A 26908-nucleotide genomic window follows, 5' to 3' on the forward strand; every position below is an offset into this window, starting at 1 on the left:
GCAGTCCATTCCCGCCCGGGCATCCAAGAATGGTTCGGTTGACGAGATCAAGTGCTACGAACGGTGCGATCGGAACCCGGCATTTCGTTATTCCGCCAGACGCCAGCGGGCCAAGCGTAGCTAATGTTGGTCCGGTACCAATTACATCCGGTACATCTGAAAGCCGGCGAGGGAACACCGGTAGTGATTTCTAAACGACTCCGCCCAAATCCTGTGCGGGAAATTACAGTGTATTTGGCTTTTCCGTGGCCATTCTTGAGCAATCCCGGCTTCGCAGCCTCCCTGACTGCAGTTCCCGACAACGTCGAATGCGGCACGCGACCCTCGAACGTATCACTGGCACGCCCCCGTCCTGAGAAACTGGTTCGCTGAGTTCCCTCACGCCCGACGACTCACTGACGCGAAGATAAACGAGTTGCGAACGCACCCACCTCCGGTACCTCTCGGCCCCTGGCGTCGACGACCTGGCGTCATCTGCCATTGCATACCTGAGGAGGCACAGCCGAAGCGGTCTGGATGTACTCTGGCGCGAGCTTCTGCGCGCGCTCCGATGCACGCACAGAAGCTCGACAGTCAACGTTTTGGGGAGAGTCCTCTTCTCCCACTGCGATAGCGTGGGACGGGACACATCACGTACTCCCATCAACCCCGCCGCCAAACGAGCTGACTCCTCGCACAATCGCATCGCACGAGGATCGATTTCTGTTCACAGTGCCAGTGGAATTCGCGTCTGGAGGTCGCCCACATCTTCCCGGGCCAATGTCCTTTTAACAGTCGATCCTCGAACTTCCCAAGCAAGTCATTGCGCTGAGGCTCGACGCTCCCACCATGAAATCTGCGGCGCCAACTTCAGAAACGCCTTTCCGGAGCCTGGCGGCTCGCAGGAAGACCACGCCCGCCTTCCGGAGTTGCTCATACGCTGCTCGGCGACGAGAGTGTATTCGGCCCGCGCCGACTGTCGACCATCCCGCCGAGACTGCAAACCAATGGCTTCCTGTCGCGCAAAAAATGCAGGCAGGAGGCGCTTCCGTAGTGAAGGGAGATCGGCTCGCCGCGCAACTATCACGCTACTAATACAGCACTGCCTGACATCAGCTAATGTCGCACCGCGGCAGGAAAGACCCCCGGTCATTTGCAACCGGCGAAAAACTATAAGAGACAGGTCCAGTTGCACGTGCTCCGAACTCAGCGGCAAAGCGACTAGGACTAATATTTCAAGTGCTCAACCGACTTGACCACAACACTATCGCCATCCTCAATAAAGTCGCTCGGATTGGTGATAACTCTGTCAGAAGAACCAATACCGCTAGTGACTTCGACCGATTCACCCAAGTCTCGCGCGATGACGATACGCCGCAACCGGACCTTTCCATTGGGGTCGACAACCGCCAGGCGTGGACTATTGCCGCGGAATAGCAGTGCATTACCAGGTATTAGCAAGGGGCCGTGTGAAATGGCAGCCAGCGATACCTGGACGTACGCGCCTGGGCGCAACACACCATCGGGATTACTTAATCGCACCTCCAGTTGTAGCGACCGCGTCGACACATCGATTGCACCAGACACATTCGAGACGAATCCGTGAAATTGCTTTCCATCAAGCTCCGGTTGGGTCACGGTAACGTCCTCGCCCTCCCTCACGTTTTGCACATACGCTTGAGGAACCTCAACGTAAATTCTCAGGAGCTCCGGCTTTACCATTCCGAACAACGACTTGTTGCCGCCCCCGGCGTCGACAAGGTCGCCGATGTCCACATTACGTTGCGTGACGACACCCGAGAAAGGAGCCTGGATACGTTTGAATGATTCCAACTGCTGTAAGCGTCGCACATCTGCATCAGCAGCGTCCAGATTGGCGACGTCCTGATCAAACGTGCTTTTGCGCTCGTCAAGTTCCTGCTGCGAAACATCATCGTGTTGGCGCAACTTCTGCCAGCGTTGTAAGGAGGTCCTGGCGAGCGCAAGACTTGACATCAATTGGGTACGTTTAGCGACAGCCTGGTTGAGTTCCTGATCTACTTCAGGGGTATCGAGGTCAGCCAGAAGCTGCCCCTGCTTCACCCGTTCTCCAATGTCCACGTAACGGTGCAGAACATAGCCCGTTGCGCGCGCAAATATAGGTGATTCGACGACGCCCCGAACGGTTCCTGGCAAATTAATACTCATGTTGTTTGCCGTTGTCGACGGCAAAACCACACTGACATACTCACGTGCGTTCTTGGTAGTGATTTCGGAGACGTGACCGGAATTGCGGAGATTTTCCGATATTGCCCGCACTGCAGCCGCGGCCAGTACCAGTATCACAACGGCGGCCCCAATCTTCGCACGCTTTACGACGAGCCATCGCGGAGGTAGACCGACGTCTGCGTCCCGGGTGGCGGTTCCACTCACAGGCGTTTCAGGTGGTTGCTCATCATGTGACAAAGTTTCGCCATCGACAGGCTTCTGCTCGCGGGTATCGTCATTGCTACAGTTCGTGTCGTCCTGCGGCATGGCGACATGTTTCCGCCGAAGACGTCCATGGATTCCTGCGAACATCACTGGCACGAACAGCAGTGTGGACACAGTCGCAAACAGAAGCCCTCCAATAACCGCGCGACCGAGCGGCGCGTTCTGTTCCGCACCCTCTCCAAAGCCAAGCGCCATCGGTATCATTCCGATGATCATCGCGGCGGCGGTCATGAGCACTGGCCGCACACGAGTCGCACCAGCCTCAAGCGCAGCAACTAACGGAGTCACGCCCGACATGAGCCGATCGCGGGCAAAGGCGACCACCAGAATACTGTTCGCGGTCGCCACCCCTACTGTCATGATGGCCCCTGTCAGCGCGGGAACACTCAGATGAGTGCTGGTTGCGAAAAGCATCCATATGATCCCCGCGATAGCAGCAGGCAGGCCGCTGATGATAATGAGCGGGTCAATCCATGACTGGAAATTGATCACCATCAACAGGTACACCAGTACCACAGCTGCGGCGCCACCAACTCCTAGCCCCAAAAACGAAGCGCGCATCGTCTCGACCTGACCGCGTAAGACCAGATCTGTACCTCGAGGCAACGATGCGCGAGCTTTGTCTACAAGGCGATCAACCTCGGCCGCAGCAGATCCAAGATCACGACCTTCGACACTTACATAAAGATCGATAGCAGGTCGAATATTGTAATGCGTGACAATTGCCGGTTGAACACCGGGCTGCGGCACAGCGAGGTTTCCGAGCAACTGAGGAGCGACGTTTCCATCGGGCGACACCGGCATTCGCAAAATGTCGTCCATCGTCGATAAATCGTACTGTGGAGTCTGCACCGAAAGTGGGTACTCAACGCCGTTTTGCGGGTTAACCCAGAATGACGGTGATGTCTGTGAACTTCCTGACATCGAGATCAATAAATCACGCGCAACACTATTCGCCGTCAGGCCAACTTCCTGAAGCCTTGTACGATCCATATTCATTAGAAACGCAGGTTCGTTGTTTCGTTGCTGAATATGCGCGTCGACAATTCCAGGGATTTGCCGTATCTGCTTTAGAAGATGACTCGCAATGCTCATATCCGATGTCAAGCTCGAACCCACTACCTGGACGTCTATCGCCGCCGGCTGCCCGAAATTCAATATCTGCGTGACCATATCGGCTGGCTGGAAGAAAAATTCGACGCCCGGGAATCGTTCTGGAAGCACCGCTCGTAATTCATCGACGTAGTTCCGCGTCGACCGATGGCCTTGCTTAAGCGCTATCTGAATTTCGCCGTCCAGACTGCCGATGGTCCCTGAATTGCTGTAAGAAAGATTGATGCCACTGTATGGCAGACCAAGGTTATCCAGAATTGTGTCAAGCTCGGATTGTGGGACAACTTCTCTCACGACTTGCTCGACTTTATCTGCCAGCCTGGCCGTCTCTTCGATACGAAACCCGCTAGGGGCGCGCATATGCAGACGAATACCGTCTCCGTCAACTGACGGGAAAAAGTCACGGCCTAGAACTGAAACAAGTGTGATCGACGAAAAGCAGAAACCAAGAAAAACTGCAGCGCATACTCGACGCCTTGCAAGCAGAATCCCGAGAAGAACTATATAGTTTTTTCTAACTCTGTCGAAACATCGATCGAATCTCTGGTGTACCCTGCCGAATAAGGAGACATCCGATCTACCCTGTACTGGCCTCGCATTCTTCATCAACAAGAAAGCCAAGGTCGGAACGAGTGTACGTGATAACAGATATGAAGCGATCATCGCAAATACAACCGCCTCCGCAAGCGGCGTAAAGAGATAGCGGGCGACGCCGCCCAGAAAAAACATTGGTACGAATACAATACAGATACATAGCGTGGAAACCAGTGCCGGTGTCGCAATCTCGCCTGCCCCGTCCAGGATTGCGGTTTCGAGATTCGATCCAATATGCAGATGCCGCTCGATATTTTCGATTGTCACTGTCGCGTCGTCGACCAGGATCCCGACAGCCAACGCCAGGCCTCCCAGCGTCATGATATTGATCGTCTCGCCCAATCCATGCAGCACAATCAAAGAAGAGAAGATCGACAGCGGAATGGAAACCGCAATTATCAATGTGCTGCGCCAGTTTCCCAGAAACAGCAAGATCATGACAGCAGTTAGAGCAGCAGCAATTAGCGCCTCCCGGATAACGCCGTTAATGGAACCGCTAACAAATACTGACTGATCGAAAAGAGGAGTGATCTTAAGGTCTTGAGGCAACGTTTGGCTGACGTGCGGAAGGAGCCCCTTGAGGTTTTTAACAACTTCAAGCGTGGATGCATCACCGCTCTTCAGGAGCGTCACCAGTACGCCCCGAACTCCGTCTTGACGTACGATGTTTGTTTGAGGGGAAAAGCCGTCACGCACGTGCGCAACTTCCCGCAGGTAGGTCGTCGCGCCATTCAGCGTGCGGACTGGTATGTTGTTTAGCGCTTCAATCGTGGCTGGCGATCCGTTCATGCCGAATGTGTATTCGGTTTCTCCGAGTTTTGCCGTCCCGGTCGGCAGGATCAGGTTTTGGGCGGTCACAGCATTAACGATATCGATCGGTGTAAGCCCCTTCTCCAGCAAGGCTCGCGAATTGAGATCGACCGATGCCACGCGCGTCTTACCACCATACGGAACCGGAACTTGTGCCCCCGGTATCGTCACCAACTGCGGTCGCAAAAAATTGAGCGCCACGTCGGCTACAGCCTGCTCTGTCATGGTTCGACTGGACAAGCCTAATTGGATCGCCGGAATGCTCGAAGCCGAATAGGTGATGATCAACGGCGGAGTGGCACCCGGAGGCATTTGCCTTAACTCGAATTGCTCCAGTGCTGCAGTCTGCGCGAGCGCCGCCTCTACGCTTGCGCGCGGTTGCAAAAATAATTTGATGACGGAAATGCCGGGAAGCGACTGTGATTCAATATGCTGAATATTGCTCACTGTCGTGGTAAGACCGCGCTCGTTCACTGCGGTAATTCGGGTCGCCACGTCAGATGCGGACAATCCGCTGTAACTCCAGATGATGCTGATAACCGGGATATCGATCGATGGAAAAACGTCTGTTGGCATTGTCAACAGAACAAACGGCATAGCCATTAAAATGCCTATCGCCATAACGATGAACGTGTGCGGCCGAGTGAGCGCAACTTTGACGATCCACATGGCAGGTCAGGCGCCAAGCCTATTAGCGCAGCTATTGGTAGAGCCACGGATCTTAGGGTGCAAGCCTGGCGCTACAATGTCAAATGACTGGCAATGATGACAGCGACGCCGACGAGCGGTAATCTTTTCGGTCGCTGTGGCATAGCCGAGGCAACTGGCCTGGATCGATCCGGCGCGTATACTGCGTTCATATTAAAGGTACCTGCGCCGCCGACGCCAGCGCATCCAGAACCGTGATTTTCTATTTTTGTTATTGGTGACATAGCATTATTGTTATTCAATGACATTCGCAACAGCGAACAATCACGATAATCCAGGCGAACCAATTTACCCGGTGCGTCGATCGCCGAACGTACGATTTCTATGCGACGGGTTTGTGGCATGTTCATCGCCATATCCCACTCAACCCATGTTTTAATCGTTGAATTCTGCCTTTGAACTGGCGAAGTTGTGCAGTCGTAATACGATAATTTGCAAATGTGTCGTTGAAAAAAACTCCTGCTCTGGGTGTGCCGCCGCCCAGTTGTCCCCCAAGCATCGTGTGTCTTCTTTCTTCTAATCTTGCTGACCACTTCGCGAGAAAATCGATCAATATTGATGGAAAAATTTCGCCCGTGATGTAGCCAGGCGCTATTCGAGCGCACAGGTACCTGCGCATTCAGGTCGCGTGGTATCTGTGCGCGTTAGATTGATAAACCACATAGTTGCTGTTGTGAACCTCGCTTAGCTTCCTTTATAAACCGTAGAATAAAGCGTCTGGAGTTGGCCACTCCGCTCGGCGTTGGATAGATCCTGTTCTACCTGGGCTCGGGTCAATCCCGTCCTGCTCCCGGCAAAGGTCTGACCGTTTGTCTCCATACCGACGCCACTATTATTTGCCGCGTTCGAATTTTGACTGGCAGCAGTCGATGTGGTTTCTGCATTTCCGCCAGTTTCCTGCGCGAATACAGACGTGGTACATGCCACGCATGTGATGACTATTGTAACTTGGGCTATTCGCATCATGACCGACTCCTTCGTAGATTAAAAGTGCAAGCGGATTCTGATCAATCATGCAACGCATGATCCATTGCCAGACTCCTACTTCAGTCTACGTTTCAGATGTGGCCAAATTCTGGCGCGATATTGGCAAACTTGTCAGGCAGTCGGCGCAGCGCTTTCCCGAAGCGCGCGAACCATCCCCTTTACTCTTTTCATCCTCAGGTTGATTTCGACCGCTGCACCCCAATTCTCGATTTCTCAGCCCATTTGCGAGGCGTTATCGAATAGGTTTCACGCGCATCGGGTTGGGCTTTAGGAAGAGAAATGGAGAAACTATTCACACCATTCAGACTCCGCGCCATCACCGTACCGCCATGCATCGCTGCGACTGCCTTGACTATCGCTAATCCCAGTCCATGATTTCGATTGCTATTGGCCCGAGCCTCTTCTACGCGATAAAAGCGTTCGAAAAGGTGACCGATCTTCGCCTCTGGAATAGCCGGTCCGATATTCGATACTGTCAGATGTGCGTCGTCGTTAAGTTCGACAATAGATAGTGTCAGTTTCGTTCGCTGCGGTGCGTGCTCGATGGCGTTTTGCAATAGATTGGAAAGCGCACGGTGGAACAGAGACACGTCCAACTCAACAATTGCATCTCCGTCCACTACTACGTTCAGAGATGCGTCCTCTATCAGCGTCTCGAAGAATTCCACCAGGTTCATGCACTCACCTCGCAAGGAGACTGCACGGAGTTCCTTAGCGTACTCACCGCGGTCTGCTTTTGCGAGAAAAAGCATATCGTTCACGATCGTCTTGAGCCGAGCAAACTCTTCGAGGTTCGACTGGAGAGTAGAGCGAAGTTCGTCAACCGACCTATTCCGGCCGAGCGCCACCTCGGTTTCTCCAATTACGATACCGATAGGCGTACGCAATTCATGCGCAACGTCTGCGTTGAACGACGCGAGACGGGCAAAAGCTTCATCCAGACGTGCAAGCGCGGCGTTAAAAGCAACCGCAAGATTGTGTAACTCGCTAGGCAGACTCTCGACACCAAGTCGGTAACTCAGGTTGTCTGGGCGCAAACTCGCCACCTCATCCGACAGCCTTTGCAGAGGGCGCAGCCCAATCCTGGACAACGTAAAGCCCAACAACACGACTACGCTGCTAGCCGCAACAAACAGAATCAACATCGCAATAAATAGCGCGTGTACCGTCCGCTGGCTATTGGCGCTATCCATGGCTACGGTAAGCTGAAGCTCAGGTCTCTGCCCATCAGCCTTAACGTTGATCGTAGTAACAAGCACCGGATAAGGACGCCCGATGACAGAGACCAACCTGTAGCCATTGCTGAATTTTTGGGACACGCTACCTTGAATCGGAGACCCGTAGGCGAATCTTGAGTCACTCGAAGCGATATGAATCAAGGTACTTCGGTCGGGGAGGCTAATGTCAGCGAGGCGATCTCTGACAATGGGCCATTTTTCCGGTGTACTGACGTGCTGCACGATCGACTGGGCAATTGCGGTGCGCGTTTCGAGTGCGTCCCAGAGATTGTCTCTGGACTGTGTTCGCATGACGAAATACAGACCGCCAGCTACCACGGTAAAGACTGCTACCGCGGCCCCCGCAAACAGAAGCGTTAGACGAGCGGTGATTGACCGGCTCATCATGTGTCCGTCCGAATTCGTTCTTCCAGTAGATACCCCATTCCTCGAATGTTGTGCAACATTTTCCCGCGGAAAGGCGCATCGAGCTTTGCCCGCAACCGCTTCACGACCGATTCAACCACATTACCGTTGGTTTCAAGGTTGAGATCCCACACATACTCTGTGATCGCCGTTTTCGAAACAATTTCGCCTGCTCGACGTGCCAATAAACTCAGAAGCAAAAATTCTTTTGCGGTCAGTTCAAGACGAACACCGTCGCGCCAAGCTTGCCGCTTAACGAGATCGACCTCCAGATTACTCACCGTGATGGTCATAGTGTCCTGAACCCGATTGCGCCTTACCAGAGCAAGAAGACGCTCCGTCAGTTCCAGAAAAGAGAACGGTTTGATCAGGTAGTCGTCGGCGCCGCCGCGAAATCCCCGCACTCGATCGTCGACTCTTTCTCGCGCGGTCAACATGATCACCGGCGTCTGCTTTTCCTCGCGAATCGATCGCAAGACGGCAAAACCGTCCATGCCGGGCAACATCACGTCGAGAACGATGACGTCGTAATCGAAAGTCAGTGCTTTTGCGCAGCCATCGTGCCCATCTGCTGCGCAATCTACCATCCAGCCATGCTCTGCCAAGCCTTTGTGGAGATAGTTGAGAACTTTGATTTCATCGTCGATCACCAGTACTTTCATCTCATCGATCCAAATAGTTGCGGTCCATTCATCGATGGAGTCTGTTATGTGGAGATCGCAAAGTGCGACTTTTTTGATCGGGTAACTCTGTACCCGTATCGCCCCCAACCGGCGGTTTTTTCATGCCAAAGAAAATACTTGAGCCTAACTTAAACAATAGGGCGCGAGCTTGTCAGAAAACTGACAGACTTGACATTTTTGCCGGAAAACGTCCCCATTTTCCTCGCAGACGACAACGTGGCAATGTATCGAATGACGGATCGCGGAATAGAGATCGCAGGACAGATTGAATTTTTGCCGCGCGTGAAATAACACAATTAAATTTCCGTCACGGAATACGGTGTGCGAGTTCAGAGTAGCTAAACGTCCCCGGTCGCACTTGCCGCTTCGCTCCCGCCGCTTGAGTCATATCCTCGCCTCGCAAGAGCAATCGCCTCAAAATGACTTTCCGCCCAGGCGACAAGTCCGTCCAGTGGTTCAAGAACCGAGCGCCCTATCGGAGACAATCGATATTCAACGCTCGGCGGCTTTGTTGGAAACACATGCCGCGTGACAAGGCCATCGCGCTCAAGTGAACGCAGCGTTTGCGTCAACATACGTTTTGAAATGTCCGGGACGACGCGGACTATCTCGTTGAATCTGCGAGGCGCACCAGCTAGCGACATCAAAATCAGCGTTGTCCATTTATCGCCGATGAAATCGAGCACATTACGCACTGGGCAACGACTGGCGTCAAAACCAAGCGCCTGCCATCCGTCGAAACGTTTCGCCGCGGCGTTGAGGTGGTCTCGCGGATCCTGAAGGTTACTTTTTGGTAACTTGGACATAAAAAACTGCCTCCTTTTGCACTCTCGATTAGGTCTCTATCATATACCTACCCTCTCCTGAAGACCAAAGGAATTCAAATGACCACCCAATCGAGCATTCTCGTCACCGGCGCTTCCGGTCAACTCGGCCGCCTCACTATTGCTGCGTTGCTGAAACATGTTTCGCGTCAACAGATCTATGCATTGGTACGCAGCGACGAAGCTGCAGCCGGTCTTGCTTCGTTCGGTGTAAATGTGCGTATTGGCGATTACCGTCGGCCGGAGTCGCTCGACGCGGCGTTGAGCGGCATTGAACGTCTTCTACTGATTTCGTCCAATGATCTGGGTAACCGGAGTGCGCAGCACGCCAATGTGATTGATGCAGCACGACGTCAGAGAGTCGGGATGATCGCGTACACGAGTCTCCTGCACGCAGATAAATCGGAACTTGGCATCGCCGGGGAACATCGTGAGACCGAAGAGGCTTTGGAGGCATCGGGCGTCCCATATGTTTTGCTACGCAACGGCTGGTACACGGAAAACTATGCTGCTGGCATTCCGGCAGCGCGCGCACACAACGCGCTGGCCGGCAGCGCGGGCGAGGGACGCATCGCATCGGCAGCGCGCGCAGACTATGCTGAAGCTGCGGCGAATATTCTCGCGAGCGACAACTTTGAATCGGGTCGCATTTATGAACTCGCGGGTGACGAATCATATACGCTGAGCGAGTTTGCACAGGAATTGGCGACACAAACGCACGAGGAGATCGTTTATGCGAACCTCCCCGAAGACGAGTTCAAAGCGATGCTACTTGGCGCCGGTCTGCCAGCCCCTCTCGCTGAGCTGCTTGCTGATTCAGATGCCTGTGCAGCGCACGGAGCGCTTTTCGACGATAGCCGGACGTTGAGCAAGTTGCTTAACCGCCCGACTACTTCGTGGAAGGCAACGATTTCGGCAGCGCTAGCGGTTTAAGCAAAGCCCGCTAGCGAAAATCCACTTGCCTAGGCGAGAGCGTTCGACTGAACTTTTATAGCCGCGCTCTTGCCAACAGAAATGCCTTAGTCCTGTGGATCTCAAAGAGGTATCTACAGGCGTCCGTGTGTGCGTTGCGCTTTGATAACCCGAACAACTTCGGGTATTGCGTCGGCTCGCGAAAATCATTTGGCGGCCTTGATCCTCTTGATCCGATGCTTTTATCTCTTTGAGTCTCATGAAAGATCTCATCAGACACAATGCATCCCCGCGCGATTTTCGAGAAACCTGGTCAGCAGTGGCACAGGGCGCCCGGTAGCCCCCTTGGACGCGCCTTCCGTCCATGCAGTACCGGCAATGTCCAGATGTGCCCACGGATATTCTTCTGCAAAGCGAGACAAAAAGCACGCGGCCGTCACGCTGCCTGCTTTGCGACCACCAATGTTAGCGACATCCGCGAAATTCGATTTGAGTTGCTCCTGATACTCGTCATCGAGCGGCAGGCGCCAGGCCGCATCGGAAGATTGGCTCGAGGCCTGTAGCAGTTCGGCGGCAAGCGCTTCGTCCTTCGCATAAAGGCCGCTATGATGATCGCCCAATGCAATCACGCAGGCACCTGTAAGCGTCGCCACATCGATGACCGCGGCTGGTTTGAATCTCTCCGCGTAAGTCAGCGCATCGCACAGAATCAGCCGACCTTCGGCGTCGGTATTGAGCACTTCGATCGTCAGCCCCTTCATGCTGGTCACGATATCGCCCGGCTTGTTTGCATTACCGCCAGGCATGTTTTCGCAGGCGGGCACGATCGCGACAACATTGAGTGGCAGTCGTATTTCCGCAATGGCGCGCAGCGTGCCGAGAACCGCAGCGGCGCCGCACATGTCGTACTTCATTTCGTCCATCCCTGCCCCGGGCTTCAACGAAATACCGCCCGAGTCGAATGTAATGCCTTTGCCTATCAGCACCACCGGTGCCGCGCCAGTTTTTCCACCTTCGTATTGCAACACGATGAGTTGCGGTGCTTCAGTCGACGCCCGGGCCACCGACAGGAATGAGCCCATTTTCAAGGCCTCGATCTCTTCATGGCCGAGTACCTCGGCTTTCATGGTCCAGTCTTTCGCGAGCTGCGTGGCCGCCTGTGCCAGATAGGAAGGCGTGCACACGTTGCCAGGCAGATTGCCGAGGTCCCGCGCGAAGTCCATTCCATTTGCCAGAGCGAGCCCATGTTGAACCGCGGTTTGTGCGTTGCCGCTGTCATCCGCATCGACGTCGAATACAACCGATTCCAGCACGCACTGCTCGAGATCGAGCTTGCTCTTCATCTGCACGAATCGATAACTCTCGTAGCGCAGTTCAACGACAGCGAGCCGAATGCGTTCACTCAGATCGAGATTCCTCACGGACAGAAGCGGTAACCTGCAATCGACCTTCACTGCTCTCGAACAGGACACGGCACGCCATGTCGAGCGCAGCACCTCCTTATATCGCCGGGCATTGAATTCATCGGCTTTGCCCAGACTGACGACAAGCACCCTCGCGACGTCTATCCCGTCGACCTCGTGAAGCCATAATGTCTTACCCGCGTTTACGTCGATATCCCCTGACGCCTTGAGTCTGGTCAGCTTGCCGCCTAGCATTGCATCAATGTCGGCGGCAATCCCGGTCAACTCCGGTTGATCGAAAACACCGAGTATGAGGCAATCGCATGAGGTAAAAAACGAGTGTCTGCGAATCTGAACCTTGAATGAAACTGTCATGTGTCAAAGAGAAGAAAGGGTGGCGAAGCGCAGAAGCAGTGGCCCGGCTTTATGCGCTGTTTTGCCGGGTCAATCGAGCTGGACGCGCTTAGCGTTCAAACGCATATCCATCGATCGTTTCGTTGGTGGTGTGACGGAGAGTTCCTTGCGACAATGACGGCACCGGAAATTCGACAGCGTGCGCCGTCCAGATGAAAGCCGACCTGCTCAGGTTCGTCGCCAGGCTCTCCGATCCCCGTGGTATTGGTTACTCACTCGAAGCGAAGACAGACTGTCGCGATCATCCGCGACGCCGCTCTGCTGACGAAGATGTTACGCGTGGAGAGGAGAACATCTTTTCCAAATTGGCCGCTGGAACGAGCTTTCTCCGGAACGGGTTTTCACGAACGGGATGTCTGCGGAAATAAATCTGCGTATGCCGCGACGCGCCTCTATCCGAAGACCAGCTCCGGCAGATTTCAAGCCTTATGTTGGATTCAAACTACGCACGGACACCCCTATTTTGAAATGGCATACTACGTGCGCAAACGTTCGTAGTTTGAATTTGACGTGCAGGTCATAGCGGCTCACTTTAACCAACCCACATCACCGTCCAGGAAACAGTGTCAGATGAACGACGGCTCATTGACTGTTCAATCGCCGACAAAACAGCTCATTAATGATGGGCTGGCGTTGTCGCGGTCAACATGGCTGAGCAACGAGTTCCGTCATAGCTATACGTGGCTGAAGTCCAGGCTGCAACGCCGCGTGGGTTCACACGCCGACGCGGAAGATCTTGCGTCATCGTCGTTTGTCGAGTTGGCCGGTGTCGAAGATCTCGGTTCGGTCCGCGAGCCGCGCGCTTTTCTGACCGTGATTGCGCAGCGATTGACGTTCGAATTGTGGCGGCGGCGCGATCTCGAACGCGCGTACCTCGACTCGCTGGCGCTACAGGATGAACCACTCGCACTGTCGGCGGAAAACCTCGCCGAAATAACACAAGCGCTTTTTCTCATCGACCAGGCTTTGAGCGGTTTATCGTCGAAGGCAAAAAGTGCTTTTATCTACAGCCAGGTCGATGGCCTGACTTACGCCGAAATCGGCGAACGGCTAGGCGTATCGAGCAGCATGGTCCGTAAATACATCACACAGGCGCTTGAAAAGTGTTATCAGGTCGGCTGAAGCGGCCCGGTCGCCAACCTGATTGTCAAGCCGCCTTTCTATAGCGTTCGAGACGGCGCGCAATCTGGTCGATCACGTTCAGCGGCGCAATCGACAGTTGCGCGTCGTGTTCGGTGAGAAGCGCCGCATACATGTGCACGCCACGATCGTTCAGACAATAGCGGTCGCCGATGCCGCCCGCCAAGGCTTCGGCGGCCCTCTCTTCGTACTCGGCATAGGGCCGCAGGCTCGCCCCGCCATAGCCGAGATCGCGCAGCATGCTGGCGGCAAGCGCCACTCGCAGTATGACCTGCAACGCCATCAGGGCGCCGGCGCCCGCTCGCAATGCTTCAAGCTGAAGGTGATACTCAAGCGAGAGAACATCGCGAATCGCTTCCGGCAAAGGCAGAAGCTCGGCCCTGCGTGTCCTGCTGATCCGACTCGACTGGTCGAGCCGATGGGTCCATGTCTTCACGTTGTATACGCGTGTTGTCGTCGTGTGAGATGCACTGGCGGTATCACCGCGAGCGCGCTCTTTTTAACGCTCTCAACAAAGCTGGTAGTCAGGCCGTTCCGCCGACCGTCATATCGTCGACTCTCACGGTTGGCTGACCGACGCTCACCGGCACCGACTGCCCCGCTTTGCCGCATACGGCCCGACCGGGGTCCAGTTCAAGATCGTTGCCGACCATACGGATCTTCCTGATCGTCTCCGGGCCGTTGCCCGTGATCGTGGCGCCTTTCACGGGCGCCGTGATTTTCCCGTTCTCGATCAGGAACGCCTCGGATGCCTCGAAGACGAACTGGCCGCTGGTGATATCGACCTGGCCGCCCTGAAGACCCGCCACGTAGATGCCTTTTTCAACTGACGCGACAATCTCACGCGGATCGCGCGTGCCGTTGAGCATGAACGTATTGGTCATGCGCGGCATCGGCGCGGCCGCATAGCCTTCGCGTCGGCCATTCCCGGTCGGCTTCATGCCCATCAGCCGCGCGTTCAGCGAGTCTTGCATATAGCCACTCAAGACCCCGCGTTCGATCAGAACGGTACGTTGGGTCGGATTTCCTTCATCGTCGACATTCAATGAACCACGCCGCCCCATCAGCGTGCCGTCGTCGACGATGGTGACGTCCTCATGCGCAACCTTCTCGTTGATCCGGCCGGCAAATGCCGATGTTCCGCGGCGAATCCCGTCGGCTTCCAGACCGTGACCGACCGCCTCATGCAACAGCACGCCATTCCATCCGGGACCGACTACGACACTCATCGTGCCCGCCGGCGCCGGCTGCGATTCGAGCTTGCGCAATGCAGCATCCACGCGGCCGTCGATCAGTTCTTTCAATTCTTCGTCCGACCACGCCTCGACGCCATATCGACCGCCTATACCACCGCTCGCATTTTCCTGTCTCGCGGCGGAGCGTACGCGCACATTGACGGACAGCATCAGCATCGGACGCACGTCGCCGCAACTCAAACCATCGAACCGGCCAATCCAGACCTTCTCGTAAGTCGCCGCGAGCATGGCATTAACTTCGACCACTCGCGGATCCCGCGAGCGAGCGAGACGGTCGATCTTTTGCAGCAACGCAATTTTTTGTACGCCGTCCAGTCCTTCGAACGGGTGATGCGCGTCGTACAGCACCGGCGATTCGGTGAGTTCTTGCAACGGCCCATTCAGAAGCGCCGAAGCGTCGGTGCGTGAGCCGCCGACCTGACCTGACAGACGGCGCAGCGATTCGGCATCGACGCGTTGCGAGCTCGCGGTTGTCGCTTCCTCGCCGCGCAGTACACGAATGCCGAAGCCAGAGTTGCAATTGAACGAACCAGAGCGGACCATGCCGCCTTCCAGCGACCAGGACTCGAACAGCGTTTCCTTCAGATAAATGTCTGCGTAGCTTCCAGACGTACCGAGCGCGGAACGCAATGCCGCAGTCAGGTGTGATTCATCGACACCGTTTTTCTCCAGCAGGCCGGCGTACGCGATTGCCTGGAGTTCATCGGATGACGGCAAGGTCTTGACAACATCGAGGTTGAGATTCATGTCCAACGTACCTATGGGGTAAAGCGGTCGCCGCGCGTCACCGACGACTCATGCACCGTTTCAATTTTTTCTGATGCCGCAATTGCGCAGCACTGGTTACAGATGGACCGTTCAGTTGCCGCCCACTTTCATCTTCCCGATCAACCACGATCCTGTTGTCACGGCGCCTCGCGTCAACGTGTCGTTGCCGACCGCCAGCAAATCACTAAAGATAGCGTTCAGATTCGAGGCCAACGTAATTCCCGCTACCGGAAACTGAATCTGCCCGTTCTCGACCCAGAAGCCCTTGACCGCGCGCGAGAAATCGCCGGTCAGGCGATTCACGCCGCCGCCCACCATTTCAGTCACCAGCAGCCCATTGCCCAGCTTGTCGAGCATCGCAGCGAAATCGTCGGCGGGCGTCGTCTGCGTGCTGCTCACGACCAGGTTGTGCGCTCCCGCGCCATTACCCGTCGGCGTCTTGTTCAGTCTGCGAGCCGCGTACAAACCGAGAAAATAGCCCTGTAGCGTGCCGTTTTCGATAATCCATCTGTGCTGACCGCTGACACCGTCACCGTCATACAGGCGGCTCGCCATCCCCCGTTTGACGAACGGATCTTCCAGCACGCTGATGTGCGCCGGAAAAATGGCAGCGCCTAGCCGGTCCTTCAGAAAAGAGCCGGTTCGATACAGTGCATCGCCGGAAGCTGCGCCGATCAGTTCTCCGACCAGCGCCATCGCGGCAGACGGCTCGAATAGCACCGCGGCATGGCGCGTGGAGATCGGCTTGGCCTCCAGCGATCCGATGGCACGCTGTGCCGCGCGAACGCCAATCGAGTCGGGCTGTTCGAGATCGTCGAACGAACGCGCTGCATGGCTCCAGAAACCAATCTGCTTGCTGTCTTCTCCCACCGCCACCGGCGCGCAGGAGAGCGAGTAGGACGACCACGGAGCGCTTTGAGCGAATCCCGCCGAGGTCGCCAGCAACGCCACGCCTGACGACGTGTGCATACTCGCGCCATTCGATGTGCGGATCAGCGGACTATGGGCGAATGCGGCCTCTTCCGCCCGCGCCGCGACGCTCATCAACTCATCGAGACTCGCAGCATGAGGGCGGTACAACTCAAGATCGGGAAACCTGCTTGCCAACTCGCCGGTTTGCGCGAGACCCGCTGCCGGGTCCGGCGCCGTCACCTTCGCAATATCGAGCGCCGCGACGACTGCGCGCTTCAAGCCGACGTCGGAGAGATCCGACGAACTGGTTGCCGCGCGACTGCCGTTGCGATACACGGAAATCACAATCTCCGATTCGAGCCGGACGGTTCTCTCCGACGGCACTCCCACGCGAACCGTCGCCGCTTTGGATTCAAACTCGACTACTTCCACGCGCACGCCATCGGCGCCCGCATCGCAAGCCATGCCGATGGCACGGCTCGCGATCTCTTCCATTTGCCTGACGCTGTCGTGAAACTGAATGGCGCCACCCTGCATAACATTGCTCCAATAGTCGGGAAACATGAGGTGATCTGGAGTTGATGACTTTGACGAACATCCGTCATTCGATCTCGAGACTTTTTCCTCACCGTCGAAGCAATCAAGTCTACCGATCACGTCGGGAATTCTTTTGCAAAATAGCTCGCCAATTCATCTGTCGCTAGCAAGCTGTTCCAACCTTTTCGCCCGCAACAGAATACGTTTGCCGGGAGGTAAAACGCCGGCCGGTGGCGCCAGATTTCATTTCAATGGAAGGTACGTGTCAACTCGATCAGCGCATCGCCAATAGCACGACCCGTCGCACCTCGTGCTTCCGATCCCTCGAAATAGTGGTGAGCAAAGCGTCGTGCCAATTCCGGATCACGCTGACGCAGAAGCTCGAGCAAAGCGTCGCCGCGACCGGATTGTTCGCCGCGCGCAATCGCCTCGTTCACCAGTCCCTGCATGCTCTCCGCAAATCGGGCCTCGTCCTGCCCCGTCCAGTCGACCTCGGCGCGGAGCTGCGCGGAGCGGATATTCGTGACGAGAAAAACAATCTGAGCCAGTATCGAAGGATCGCTTAGCGGCACGGCCGACGCTGTGAGAATGCCGTTGAGGATCGGATCGTCGATCTTTGCAGCCTGTTCTTTTGCCGCGCCGAGACTGGCGGCGAATTCCGCTGAAGCGGTTGGCGCGCCGTCGTACAGTGCGAGTAATTGATCTCTGACGGCCTGGGCCCGCTCATTCGTAGAAAGTGCGTCGTTCAAGCGCGCATTGCGCAGTACCTGGATTAACAGGCGGCCTGGTATCGCAGTCAACGTTGCGCCAATCTCTACCGCATCGAGCCAGCCGGTCACGAATTCCGCAGCGCCTATGTGAGTTCCACGGTAGGTCGAAAGCGTTTCGACAACACTCAGTACGTCCGAAGCTATCCCTAAGCTGAGCGCGCAATCGTCCATATCGGCGGTATTGGCCGCAAACTGGATAGCACCGCTGAGATCACCCTCCCACATCGCTTCCGACAGATTGGCGTGCTTGCGCGACAGAAGCGAACGCAGGCTCGCGACAATCTCCTGCTTCTTTGCCGGATTCCCATTGAATGCCTTGAGTTGGCTCGCATCCAGCTTCGGAAGCTCGGTCGACGTACCGAGGTAACCGTCGATAAACTTCGCCAGCTGTGCCGCGCTGCGGCTTCCCACTACACGTCCCACTTCAACGCCCTTGTCGAGCAGGAGCAGCGTGGGAATGCCGCGCACGCCGAAGCGGTCGCGGATGGACGCATTCTCATCCACGTTCACTTTGACGAAATCGACCGTTCCGACGAACTGCTCGCTGACTTTTTTCAACGTAGGCGACAGCGCTTTACACGGGCCGCACCACTCGGCCCAAAGGTCCACCAGCACCGGCCGGGAATTGCTTACGACGTCCGCGTCAAAACTTGCTTCCGTGACGTCCTTCAACTGACTCATATTTTTTCCTGTTGGATATAGACCGAAGGAGAATCGGTGCAATGCTTATGTGGGGTGAGCAATCAGATGCCCTGACCGACCGGAATGCTCGCCGGATCGACACAAGGAGCGTCTTCCCTGGCTTCAGCCGATTCGGGATCGGTAAAGTCCAGCGTGCGGTCATGAAAGGCCAGCAGTTCTTTTCGATGCGCGACGCTGACAATGGTCGAGCGCGGCAAACGCTCCATTAGCAATTGATAAAGCTCTCTCTCGCTCTGTGCATCGAGCGCCGACGTGCATTCATCGAGGAACAGCGTCGACGGCTTCGCGAGCAGGACGCGCGCGAACGCAATGCGTTGCTGTTCGCCGCCGGAAAGCCGGCTGCTCCACTGGTCCTCTTCATGCAACGCGTCGGCATACCGCGACAGACCGCAACTGCGTAGAACCTCTGCGCATTCGCTGTCCGGGAATGACGCCATGTCCTGCGGATAAGTAATCGCTGCTTTCAACGCTCCAGTTGGCAGATAGCTTCGCTGTGGCACAAAGAGGGCATCCGCCGCGCTGCAAGTAATGCGGCCCGATCCGTAAGGCCACAAACCCGCAAGCGCTCTCAGCAAAGTACTTTTCCCGCACCCGGAGCGACCGCGCACGAGGCACCGCTGACCAGGCGCTAGCGTGAAATCAGGCACCCGTGCGAGCACTTCGGATGTCGCGCTCCGAAGAACCAGATCGTGAGCGGCAACAGTGCCGTCGGGCCCGTTCGCCAACGTAATGCCCATCTGCGGCAGGTTCTCGCTCACAAACAGGAACTCGCGCAGACGATTCGCTTCCGCCCGCCACGACGTAAAACCCGGATAGACCTGCGGGAAAAAAGACAGCGCGCTGGTTACCGATGAAAAAGCACCGTTCGATCTCATCAGACTCCCGAGCGTCATGCCTCCTGCAAACAGTTGCGGAAGCACCAGCAAGGTTGGAATGACCGAACTGACCTGCCCGACAATGTTCGTGAACAACGACAAGCGGGTGTTCACCCATAGCGTCGCATAGAGATTCGCCACCACGGACCTGAACGCATCCGACATGCGCCGTCTTTCCTGGGTCTGCCCCTGGAAAAACGCGATCTGCTCGGCGAACTCACGAATCCGCACCATCAGCACACGAAAATCGCCTTCCACGCGTTGCTGTTTGGCATTGAGCGTAATGAGCTTGCGTCCCAGCAGATGCGTCGCCAAAAAGATCACACCTTGATAGAGAAACGCGGCAAATACCAGATATCCGCGAATCGTGTACTCCGTCGAGCCAACGGGAAATGTCAACGGTCCGCCCAGTTGCCATAACACGATGCTGAACGACACCACGCTCACCGGTACATGAAGCAGCCCGAGTACGAGGTTCAACGTGTCGCTCACGAAGAGCTTCACATCTTCGGCAATTCGCTGATCGACGTTTTCGAGTTGCCGGTCCCGTTCGATTCCGTAATAGGTGTTATTGGAGAGCCACTGCTCGCCAAGCCAGGCCGTGAGCCACCGCCTCCAGCGAATCTGCACGATTTGCTGGAGAAACACCGCGCCCATGGTGATTGCCGCACCGATCATCGCGATTAACAGGAACGACGAAAGCAGCGGAGGCAGGAGTGTGAATTTCGACGCGCCGATTGCATCGTAAAAACGCCCGGTCCAGCGGTTATTCCACAACATGAAGTACGTGCCGGCCCATCCGGCGCCCAGCACGTATGCCAGCATGAGCAGCGAAATCAGACCGTCTGTTGTTTTCCAGTACGGCAGGATGATCCGCCACACCGACGGGAACGCTCGCTGTGCCTCCCGATCTTCAGCACGATCTTTGGGGAATGCCCGGCTGACACTCATGGGCGCCCCTCCGGCTGCGCCATCACGAAGTTGATCCTGTTCAGACCGCCGCCTTGCAGGTCGGCGAGTATCGCCGCGACCTTGCCGTACTCGACATGCTGATCGGCATTGATATTGACGGCCGGCGGCTCACCCTGTGCCGCCGTTGCGGCAACTCGCTGCTTTAATGCAGGTTCGTCGATCGGCTCCTTGTTCCAGAGCATGGTCTGGTCCGCCATGACCGACAGATCGATATCAGCGGTTCTGGAAACAGCGGGCTGCGCCGCGGCCTGTGGAAGATCGACTTTCACTGCCTTGTTGATGACAGGAAGGGTCACCAGAAAAATGATCAGCAACACCAGCATGACGTCGATGAGCGGCGTCATGTTGATGTCGTTCATCCCGCCTTCGTCGTTGCTATCGGAAACAATTGACATGACGGCTCCGCTCAGGCGACCACGTTGATATTCGCGCGCTTCGCGGCCGGCGCTACTTCCGTGGCCTTGTGCTCTTCCGTACGAGCCTTGGCGCCCGTGACGAAGTAGACATGAAGCTCGTGTGTAAAGCGGTTCAAACGATGACTAACGCGCTTATTGCCGCGATTGACGTAGTTGAAACCGAGCACCGCAGGGATCGCGACGAACAGGCCGATCGCCGTCATGACCAGCGACTCGCCCACCGGACCCGCGACGTGATCGAGACTGGCTTGCCCGGACATGCCGATCGCCATCAGCGCGTGATAGATACCCCACACCGTGCCGAACAGACCCACGAAGGGCGCCGTACTGCCGATCGAGCCGAGAACCGCGAGGCCGTTCTGCATGCGTGCCACCTCGTCGTCGAATGCGTTACGCAGACCGCGTGCCACCCATTCGCTGACGCTCAGGCTGCCCTGCATCGACGGATCGTTGCCGGCATGCTGCTCGCTGGCTTCGCGACCTGCCACGGCGAGCGCACGGTAGGGATCGTCGCCATCGCTGCCGAGTGCATCGATCCCTTCGCTGATGGATTGCGTCGACCAGAAGCGGGTTTGCGCGCGTTTTCCCATCGATTCGAGACGCCGGTTTGCCCACCCCTTCGTCAGAATCACGAACCACGACACGATCGACATGCCAAGAAGAAAAACGAAGATGAATCGGGTGACGAGATCACCCTGCTGCCATACATTGGCAATGCCGTACTGTTCCATGTGTTACTCCGGTTAGAGCAAAGTCAATCGTTCAGGTTGAAGGCAATCGGTTGGGTCGCCTGCACGGCGCGGGGAATGCCGGCGGTCCGATAGGGATGGCAACGGCCGCCCCGGATGGCGGCAACGGCAGCCGCATCGAGCATTGGCGATCCGCTGCTTCTGACCACCTGCGCGGCACTGACAGCGCCCGCCGGGTCGATTGTCAGTCCCACCACCACCGTGCCCTCCTGCTGCAGGCGCCGTGCCTTCGCGGGATATTCCGGTGACGGTATCTGGCAACCGAGTTGCTGCAATTCGCCCGCGCTGATCTGCTTGGGAGAGGCCAACTGATCGGGAACTTGTGCAGCGGGCTGTGTCGCTTGTGTTGCCGGCTGGGCTGCCGGTGGTGTCGTCGTCACGGCCGGTGCGGGAATCGGCTGCGCGGCTGGGTCCGGCTTCGGCTGCTGCGCGTATGCCGCCGCAACCGCCCGCGCCGCCGGCGCCTCGGTCGACAGCACCCGCGCCACTTTCGGTTTCTCGGGCACGGGCTTCTGCGGTTGCGGCTTCGGCACCGGCTGCGTCTCCGGTTGAAGCTCATGCGGCGTCGGCGCCGGTGAGGCAGGCGCGGCAACCAGCCGCGCCTGCACCGACCTCACTCCGCTCCCGCTGTCTTCGAGGCGCATCGACACCGTGCTCTGATGCACCGCGACGTACAGACCCAGCGCATGCGCCAGCACCACGGCTGCCGCGATAACGCTGCGGCGCGCCTGGCCGGGTAGCGCCGGACCTGCGTCGCGATCCGGCGTCAGCACGACAGCGCGCTGCACGGTGACCGGGTTAGAAATCATAAGTTCCGGTCAGCATCACGGTCCGCCCCGGTCCCATCGGAATGAAAGAGGCGGTCGAGCTGCTCGTGTAAAGGTTGCGGTTGAAAATGTTCTTCACCGACAGGTTCAGACCATAGGCTTTCTTCCGGTAGAACAGTCCAACGTCGGTTTCGAGCTGACTCGGCAGACGGTATTGCCCGGTGCTGTCGACATACTGACTGCCGTTGAAGAAGAAGCCGAGGCCCACGCCGAAGCCCTGCAACTTCGGCATCGTGAAGTTATAGGTGGCCCAGAAGCTCGCGGAGTTCTTCGGCAGATTGACCGTCGTCGTCGCGCCGCCCGGTTGCTGGAAATTGTTGTAGGTGTAGTTGGCAACCACATTGACGTTCGGCAACGGCTGTCCGGCGATATCCACTTCGAAGCCACGGCTGACCGCGCCGCCCGTGGAGAGGTAGTAGCCCAGGTGCTCCGGATCGCTGATGTTGTAGTTGCTATACGAGATCCGGTAAGCCGCCGTCGTGATCGACAGCTTGTCATCCAGAAAATCGAATTTGGCACCGACTTCCGCCTGCTGGCTGATTTGCGGCGGCAGCAGTCCACCGCCGTATTTAGTCGCGGTCGCGGGTTGATAGCCACGGTTGTAGTTCGCGTAGACCGCGACATCGGAAGTCAGGCGATACAGAATGCCGACGCTCGGACTGTAAGCCGCCTGCGTCGTGCCCGGCGTCCCGGTTTCAATGAAGGTGTCTCGGCGAATGGCGGCGAGCACGCTGAGATTGCGAAACGTTGCCTGTTCCTGCAAGTAATACGAATTCTGCTTGTAGCCCAGGCCGTAAGAAGGCAACATCGCGCCGTCGCCGGCACTGTCGAAAGCGGGCAGATCGAATACATTGGCCTGGACGATCGCCCCCGAATTACTGCCGTCTGCCTGGTTGTAATGCGTGGCCGTAAAGTCCCAGCCCACGACAATGGTGTTCTTCAACTCGCCAATGTTGTACTTTGCGCGCAGATAGTTGGAAAGACTCCAGGAGTAGTAATACTGCAGCGAATTGTCGGGCATGAACAATGACGTGTTGTCCGCGGCGATCGGCGTGAGCGGTGCCCAGCCTTGCAGAAGCTGGCGTGACTTGTTGTACGTCGCATTGCTCACCCACGTAATGTTGTTCGTCAGCTTCTGCTCGGCCTTCACGAACACATTGTCGGACTGGAGGCTGAAATGATCGGACGCGTTCCCCAACGGATGATCCCAGTAGTTGCGATAGAAGTCCCCCGACTCATAGCCCATCGTGAACTGAGGGAACGGTTGCCGTGAAACCGTACGCTCGTAGCCGACCGTGATATCCGTATCGCGGTCTTTCCATTCGATAGTCGGCGCGATATACAGATTTCGCTTGCCGTCGTATCCCATCGGCGCTTCTCCGGCACGCTCGCCGGAAATGATGAAGCGATAGCGCAGCTTCTGATCCGACGTAATCGCACCGGTCGAGTCGAAGGCGAGTTGCATGTCGCCGTAGCTGCCGTAACCCACCTGAATTTCGTGGAAAGGATCGGCCTGCGGGGCCTTTTTCACGAGGTTGATCACGCCGCCAGGAGGATTGTTACCGTTGACGATCGCCGACGGTCCTTTCAGTACTTCGACGCTGGAGATGGCAATGCTCGGCGTCAAACCCGCGAACGAGCTTTGAACCGGCGAGCCATTCGACGTGATGCCGGTACTGCCAAAGCTGTTTCCAGTGAAGCCGCGCACCGCATAGGTGGGCGTACCAAATGGCCCTTGTTCGACCACCACACCCGACACATTGCGCAGAATATCCGTGAGACTCTGCGCATTCTGACTTTGGATCACCGCGGCATTGACGACCGTCACCGACTTCGGCGTATCGGACAGCGCTACGTCCGAACGAGTGAGCGTTGTCGAACTTTCGGTCACAAAACCCGTTCCATTGGAATCGCGGTTCGCAGCAACGCTGATCAGCGGAAGCGAGGCGTCAGCAGTGGCTGCTGCAGCGGGTGCTGACGCCGCGGAGTTTGGGTTGGCCGATACCGTCGCTTTCGCCTTCTGGATTGTCAGATTGCCGGCCGGTGTCGAACTCAGTTCGAGATCGGTACCCTTGAGCGCCTCGCGAATCGCACCCTCTGCGGAATAGCTGCCTTCGACGGGCGCCGATTGCAACGACTGCACCAGCGAAGCGTCGTAACTCAAACGCACATTGGCCGTCTGCGCGATCTGTACAAGAGTACGGTCCAGCGGACCGCGGGCGAGGTGATAGGTGTGTTCCACAGCCTGCTGCGAGTGAGCCGACGCCGCGATGAACAACTGCGAGACTGCAACAGCAATAGCTACCCCGGCTACGTTGCTGCGAATGCTTCGAGTACCAATCTTGATAGTCACTTTGATTCCCTTGCCCTTGTCGAGTGTATTTCTTTACCAACGCTGTTAGTTAGTTGTGCTACTACACGATTCCAGTGTTCATCAATTTGTCGTGAATCCGCTTCAGAATGAAGTTGTCCGGCAAAGCTTCGGCTGTGCTGTCATTCCTGCGCCACAACCTGCACTGCACGCCGCCACTTTTTCCTCACCGCTGATGAAGCAAGTCTATAGATCAAAGCGTGAAATGATTTTTTGAAAAAATTCGCTTTTTCGACCGATCCCGGAATTTGATTTCTTCGAGCTGCCTGTCTACCGGAATACCAGTTCACCGCCTGTTGACGATGTCGCCGCGTTACGACACATAGTCCAGCGGTAGCACCGTCGTGTGCTTGATCGTCTCCATCGAAAAGCTCGAACTGACGTCGAAAATGTCGACTTCGTTGATCAGCCGTTTGTAGACGCTGTCGTACGCCGATATGTGCGGAACCACCACCTTCAGCATGTAATCGATATGACCGCTCATGCGGTACACCTCGACCACCTCCGGGATGCTGGCAACGACTGCGCAGAAGCGCGCGAGCCACGCCGCCGTATGCTGGGAGGTCTTGATCTCGACGAGCACGGTCACGCCCACGTTCAGCTTCTGCGCGTCCAGCAGGACCACGCGGCGCGCAATCACACCGTCCTGTTCGAGCTTCTGGATGCGGCGCCAGCACGGCGTCGTGGAAAGTGCGACGCGGTCGGCGATATCAGAAACCGAAAGCGTGCTGTCCTGCTGTAAAACCGCGAGGATTGCCTTGTCGATATGGTCGACCACGTTTGCTCCGTTCAAAAGCACGATAAAGTCCGGGCGATAACACGCCTCTTATTGAGCTTGTGCAACGAGCGGAGAAAAGTGACACCCGAAAATGAAAATTTTTTCAGCGGGCTGAAAAGCCCGCCAGACAAGGAGATGGGAGAAGAAGACTGGCAGACGCGATCTCAGACTGCGGTCGCGACAGCCAGCACATTGCCGTAAATGGTGACCGACAAACCAAGACCTTCAGCGAGCTGCTGCAAGGCTGCATGGGGGTCGTTCAGCGGAAACACACCGCTTACCCTGCGCTCCAGCGCAACCTGTGGAAAGCTGATGTAGCCGTGAAAATAGCGTCCGAGTGTGGCGACGACGTCCGGTACGCCCCGGTTTAGCACCACCAGCTTGCCTTCGGTCCACGAGAAAATATCCGCTGAGGTTTCCGGCATCTGTGCGACGCGCCGCGCCGTCATGGACCAGGCCGTGCCGTCCGCGATATGCACGCGAGCCCCTTGCCGCGCCGACAGAATCGCGTCCCCCCCTTGCACGGCGACCACGGTGTGCGCAGGCAGCACATCGACGCTGAGGCGGGCGCCGTTCGACAGAACGAGGCCGTCGCGACTCGTGATCGAAAGCGGTGTCATCTTTGCGGCGCCCCCGTCGGTGGCGATCTGGCCAGACGCCAGGTAGATATCGCCGGCGCCCCGGCCTTCGGTATAGACCCGCGCGCTCGCACCGAGCGTGACCGGAGGCAACCCGCCGCTCAATGCAAGCGTTTCGGGCACCTTCGCGGGATTGTGGAAATCGGCGTCGAGTGAGAAGGTACTGACGATGCGGCGGGTTGCAATCCCCGCCAGAACAAGGCCAGCCACACTGGCGCCGGCCTTGAGCAGACGCCGCTTGCCCGGATTCGGCTGGTCAAGCGCACGGCGGATTGCGTTGCCCGAACCGCCCTGCAGGCCTCGCAGCCTGACCAGCCGTTCCTGCAGCCTCGCCCACGCCGCCTCATTCGAGCCATCGGAACGGCGCCAGACCTCGAACTGCTCACGCTCGGCAGCGGTCGCGTCGCCGCCTCGCAGCAAGGCCTCCCAACCGATGGCTTCTTTCGCGGCACGATCTATGGTTGGCGTGGCAGTCGGTGCGGTCATGGTGTCGATATCGATCGGATTACGGCCCCAAAAAACAGCCGGAGTTCGCCATTCACAAACTCTGCGCGGATTCTACCGATACAAAATGAACTGCGCATCCCGCGGGGTCCGCAGTGGCGGCTCCTCTCCCATAACGCGCAAACAGCGCGAGCCAGCCCATGGGCGTTTC

At 56.9% G+C, this 26908-nt stretch carries 20 protein-coding genes and 1 pseudogene; 2 read left to right on the forward strand and 19 right to left on the reverse strand.

Going from position 1 to position 26908, the window contains the following annotated elements:
* Window positions 1–1206: 1206 nt before the first annotated feature.
* From ABH945_RS28585 to ABH945_RS28615, 7 genes and pseudogenes are all read right to left on the reverse strand, one after another.
* Complete coding sequence (locus tag ABH945_RS28585) at window positions 1207–2391, reverse strand: efflux RND transporter periplasmic adaptor subunit (protein WP_429252986.1); 1185 nt, start codon at window positions 2389–2391, stop codon at window positions 1207–1209.
* 48 nt (window positions 2392–2439) lie between these two features.
* A pseudogene (locus tag ABH945_RS28590) lies at window positions 2440–5637 on the reverse strand (efflux RND transporter permease subunit); the annotation flags it as partial.
* Window positions 5638–5708: 71 nt separating this feature from the next.
* A complete protein-coding gene (locus ABH945_RS28595) occupies window positions 5709–6026 on the reverse strand; it encodes a hypothetical protein (protein WP_429252819.1) in 318 nt (105 codons plus the stop codon).
* Between the two features lie 334 nt (window positions 6027–6360).
* A complete protein-coding gene (locus ABH945_RS28600) occupies window positions 6361–6642 on the reverse strand; it encodes a DUF4148 domain-containing protein (RefSeq protein WP_429252820.1) in 282 nt (93 codons plus the stop codon).
* Window positions 6643–6836: 194 nt separating this feature from the next.
* Entirely contained in the window at window positions 6837–8288 is a 1452-nt protein-coding gene (locus ABH945_RS28605; protein ID WP_429252821.1) for a heavy metal sensor histidine kinase, read from the reverse strand.
* Window positions 8285–8968 carry a response regulator gene (locus tag ABH945_RS28610; RefSeq protein ID WP_429252822.1) on the reverse strand — a complete coding sequence of 228 codons (684 nt, stop codon included), beginning with the start codon at window positions 8966–8968 and terminating at the stop codon, window positions 8285–8287. The genes ABH945_RS28605 and ABH945_RS28610 overlap by 4 nt, the downstream gene beginning before the upstream one ends.
* Window positions 8969–9327: 359 nt before the next feature.
* On the reverse strand, window positions 9328–9795 hold the full coding sequence (locus ABH945_RS28615) for a winged helix-turn-helix transcriptional regulator (protein ID WP_429252823.1): 468 nt from the start codon (window positions 9793–9795) through the stop codon (window positions 9328–9330).
* 78 nt (window positions 9796–9873) lie between these two features.
* Here ABH945_RS28615 and ABH945_RS28620 point away from each other — a divergent pair, with 78 nt between their 5' ends.
* A complete protein-coding gene (locus ABH945_RS28620; RefSeq protein ID WP_429252824.1) occupies window positions 9874–10746 on the forward strand; it encodes an SDR family oxidoreductase in 873 nt (290 codons plus the stop codon).
* A 251-nt stretch (window positions 10747–10997) separates the two neighbouring features.
* Here ABH945_RS28620 and ABH945_RS28625 read toward each other — a convergent pair whose 3' ends face one another.
* Window positions 10998–12503, reverse strand: coding sequence for a leucyl aminopeptidase (locus ABH945_RS28625; protein ID WP_429252825.1), 1506 nt, complete (start codon window positions 12501–12503; stop codon window positions 10998–11000).
* 609 nt (window positions 12504–13112) lie between these two features.
* On the opposite strand from ABH945_RS28625, the gene ABH945_RS28630 reads away from it, so the two are divergent.
* A complete protein-coding gene (locus ABH945_RS28630) occupies window positions 13113–13664 on the forward strand; it encodes a sigma-70 family RNA polymerase sigma factor (RefSeq protein ID WP_429252826.1) in 552 nt (183 codons plus the stop codon).
* A 25-nt stretch (window positions 13665–13689) separates the two neighbouring features.
* Here the strand turns inward: ABH945_RS28630 and ABH945_RS28635 are convergent, their stop codons facing one another.
* The 11 genes from ABH945_RS28635 to ABH945_RS28685 form a co-directional block, all read right to left on the reverse strand.
* Window positions 13690–14118 (reverse strand): Fis family transcriptional regulator, encoded by a 429-nt coding sequence (locus ABH945_RS28635; protein WP_429252827.1) that lies wholly within the window; start codon window positions 14116–14118, stop codon window positions 13690–13692.
* An 88-nt stretch (window positions 14119–14206) separates the two neighbouring features.
* Window positions 14207–15685: a metalloprotease TldD gene (tldD, locus tag ABH945_RS28640; RefSeq protein WP_429252828.1), complete on the reverse strand. Its 1479-nt coding sequence runs from the start codon at window positions 15683–15685 to the stop codon at window positions 14207–14209.
* Between the two features lie 111 nt (window positions 15686–15796).
* Entirely contained in the window at window positions 15797–17155 is a 1359-nt protein-coding gene (locus ABH945_RS28645; RefSeq protein WP_429252829.1) for a metallopeptidase TldD-related protein, read from the reverse strand.
* Window positions 17156–17403: 248 nt separating this feature from the next.
* Window positions 17404–18606: a thioredoxin gene (gene trxA / locus ABH945_RS28650; protein WP_429252830.1), complete on the reverse strand. Its 1203-nt coding sequence runs from the start codon at window positions 18604–18606 to the stop codon at window positions 17404–17406.
* Window positions 18607–18668: 62 nt separating this feature from the next.
* On the reverse strand, window positions 18669–20453 hold the full coding sequence (locus tag ABH945_RS28655; protein WP_429252831.1) for an ABC transporter ATP-binding protein/permease: 1785 nt from the start codon (window positions 20451–20453) through the stop codon (window positions 18669–18671).
* Window positions 20450–20869 carry an ExbD/TolR family protein gene (locus tag ABH945_RS28660; protein ID WP_429252832.1) on the reverse strand — a complete coding sequence of 140 codons (420 nt, stop codon included), beginning with the start codon at window positions 20867–20869 and terminating at the stop codon, window positions 20450–20452. The genes ABH945_RS28655 and ABH945_RS28660 overlap by 4 nt, the downstream gene beginning before the upstream one ends.
* Window positions 20870–20880: 11 nt before the next feature.
* Entirely contained in the window at window positions 20881–21621 is a 741-nt protein-coding gene (locus ABH945_RS28665) for a MotA/TolQ/ExbB proton channel family protein (protein ID WP_429252833.1), read from the reverse strand.
* Window positions 21622–21644: 23 nt separating this feature from the next.
* Window positions 21645–22448 carry an energy transducer TonB gene (locus ABH945_RS28670; RefSeq protein WP_429252834.1) on the reverse strand — a complete coding sequence of 268 codons (804 nt, stop codon included), beginning with the start codon at window positions 22446–22448 and terminating at the stop codon, window positions 21645–21647.
* Window positions 22438–24819 carry a TonB-dependent siderophore receptor gene (locus tag ABH945_RS28675; protein WP_429252835.1) on the reverse strand — a complete coding sequence of 794 codons (2382 nt, stop codon included), beginning with the start codon at window positions 24817–24819 and terminating at the stop codon, window positions 22438–22440. Before ABH945_RS28675 ends, ABH945_RS28670 begins: the two co-directional genes overlap by 11 nt.
* Before the next feature lie 331 nt (window positions 24820–25150).
* Entirely contained in the window at window positions 25151–25615 is a 465-nt protein-coding gene (locus ABH945_RS28680) for an Lrp/AsnC family transcriptional regulator (RefSeq protein WP_429252836.1), read from the reverse strand.
* Window positions 25616–25779: 164 nt separating this feature from the next.
* A complete protein-coding gene (locus tag ABH945_RS28685) occupies window positions 25780–26739 on the reverse strand; it encodes a DUF4880 domain-containing protein (RefSeq protein ID WP_429252837.1) in 960 nt (319 codons plus the stop codon).
* Window positions 26740–26908 lie beyond the last annotated feature (169 nt).

It is taken from the genome of Paraburkholderia sp. GAS333 (assembly GCF_050435665.1).
Taxonomy (GTDB): Bacteria; Pseudomonadota; Gammaproteobacteria; order Burkholderiales; family Burkholderiaceae; genus Paraburkholderia; species Paraburkholderia fungorum_A.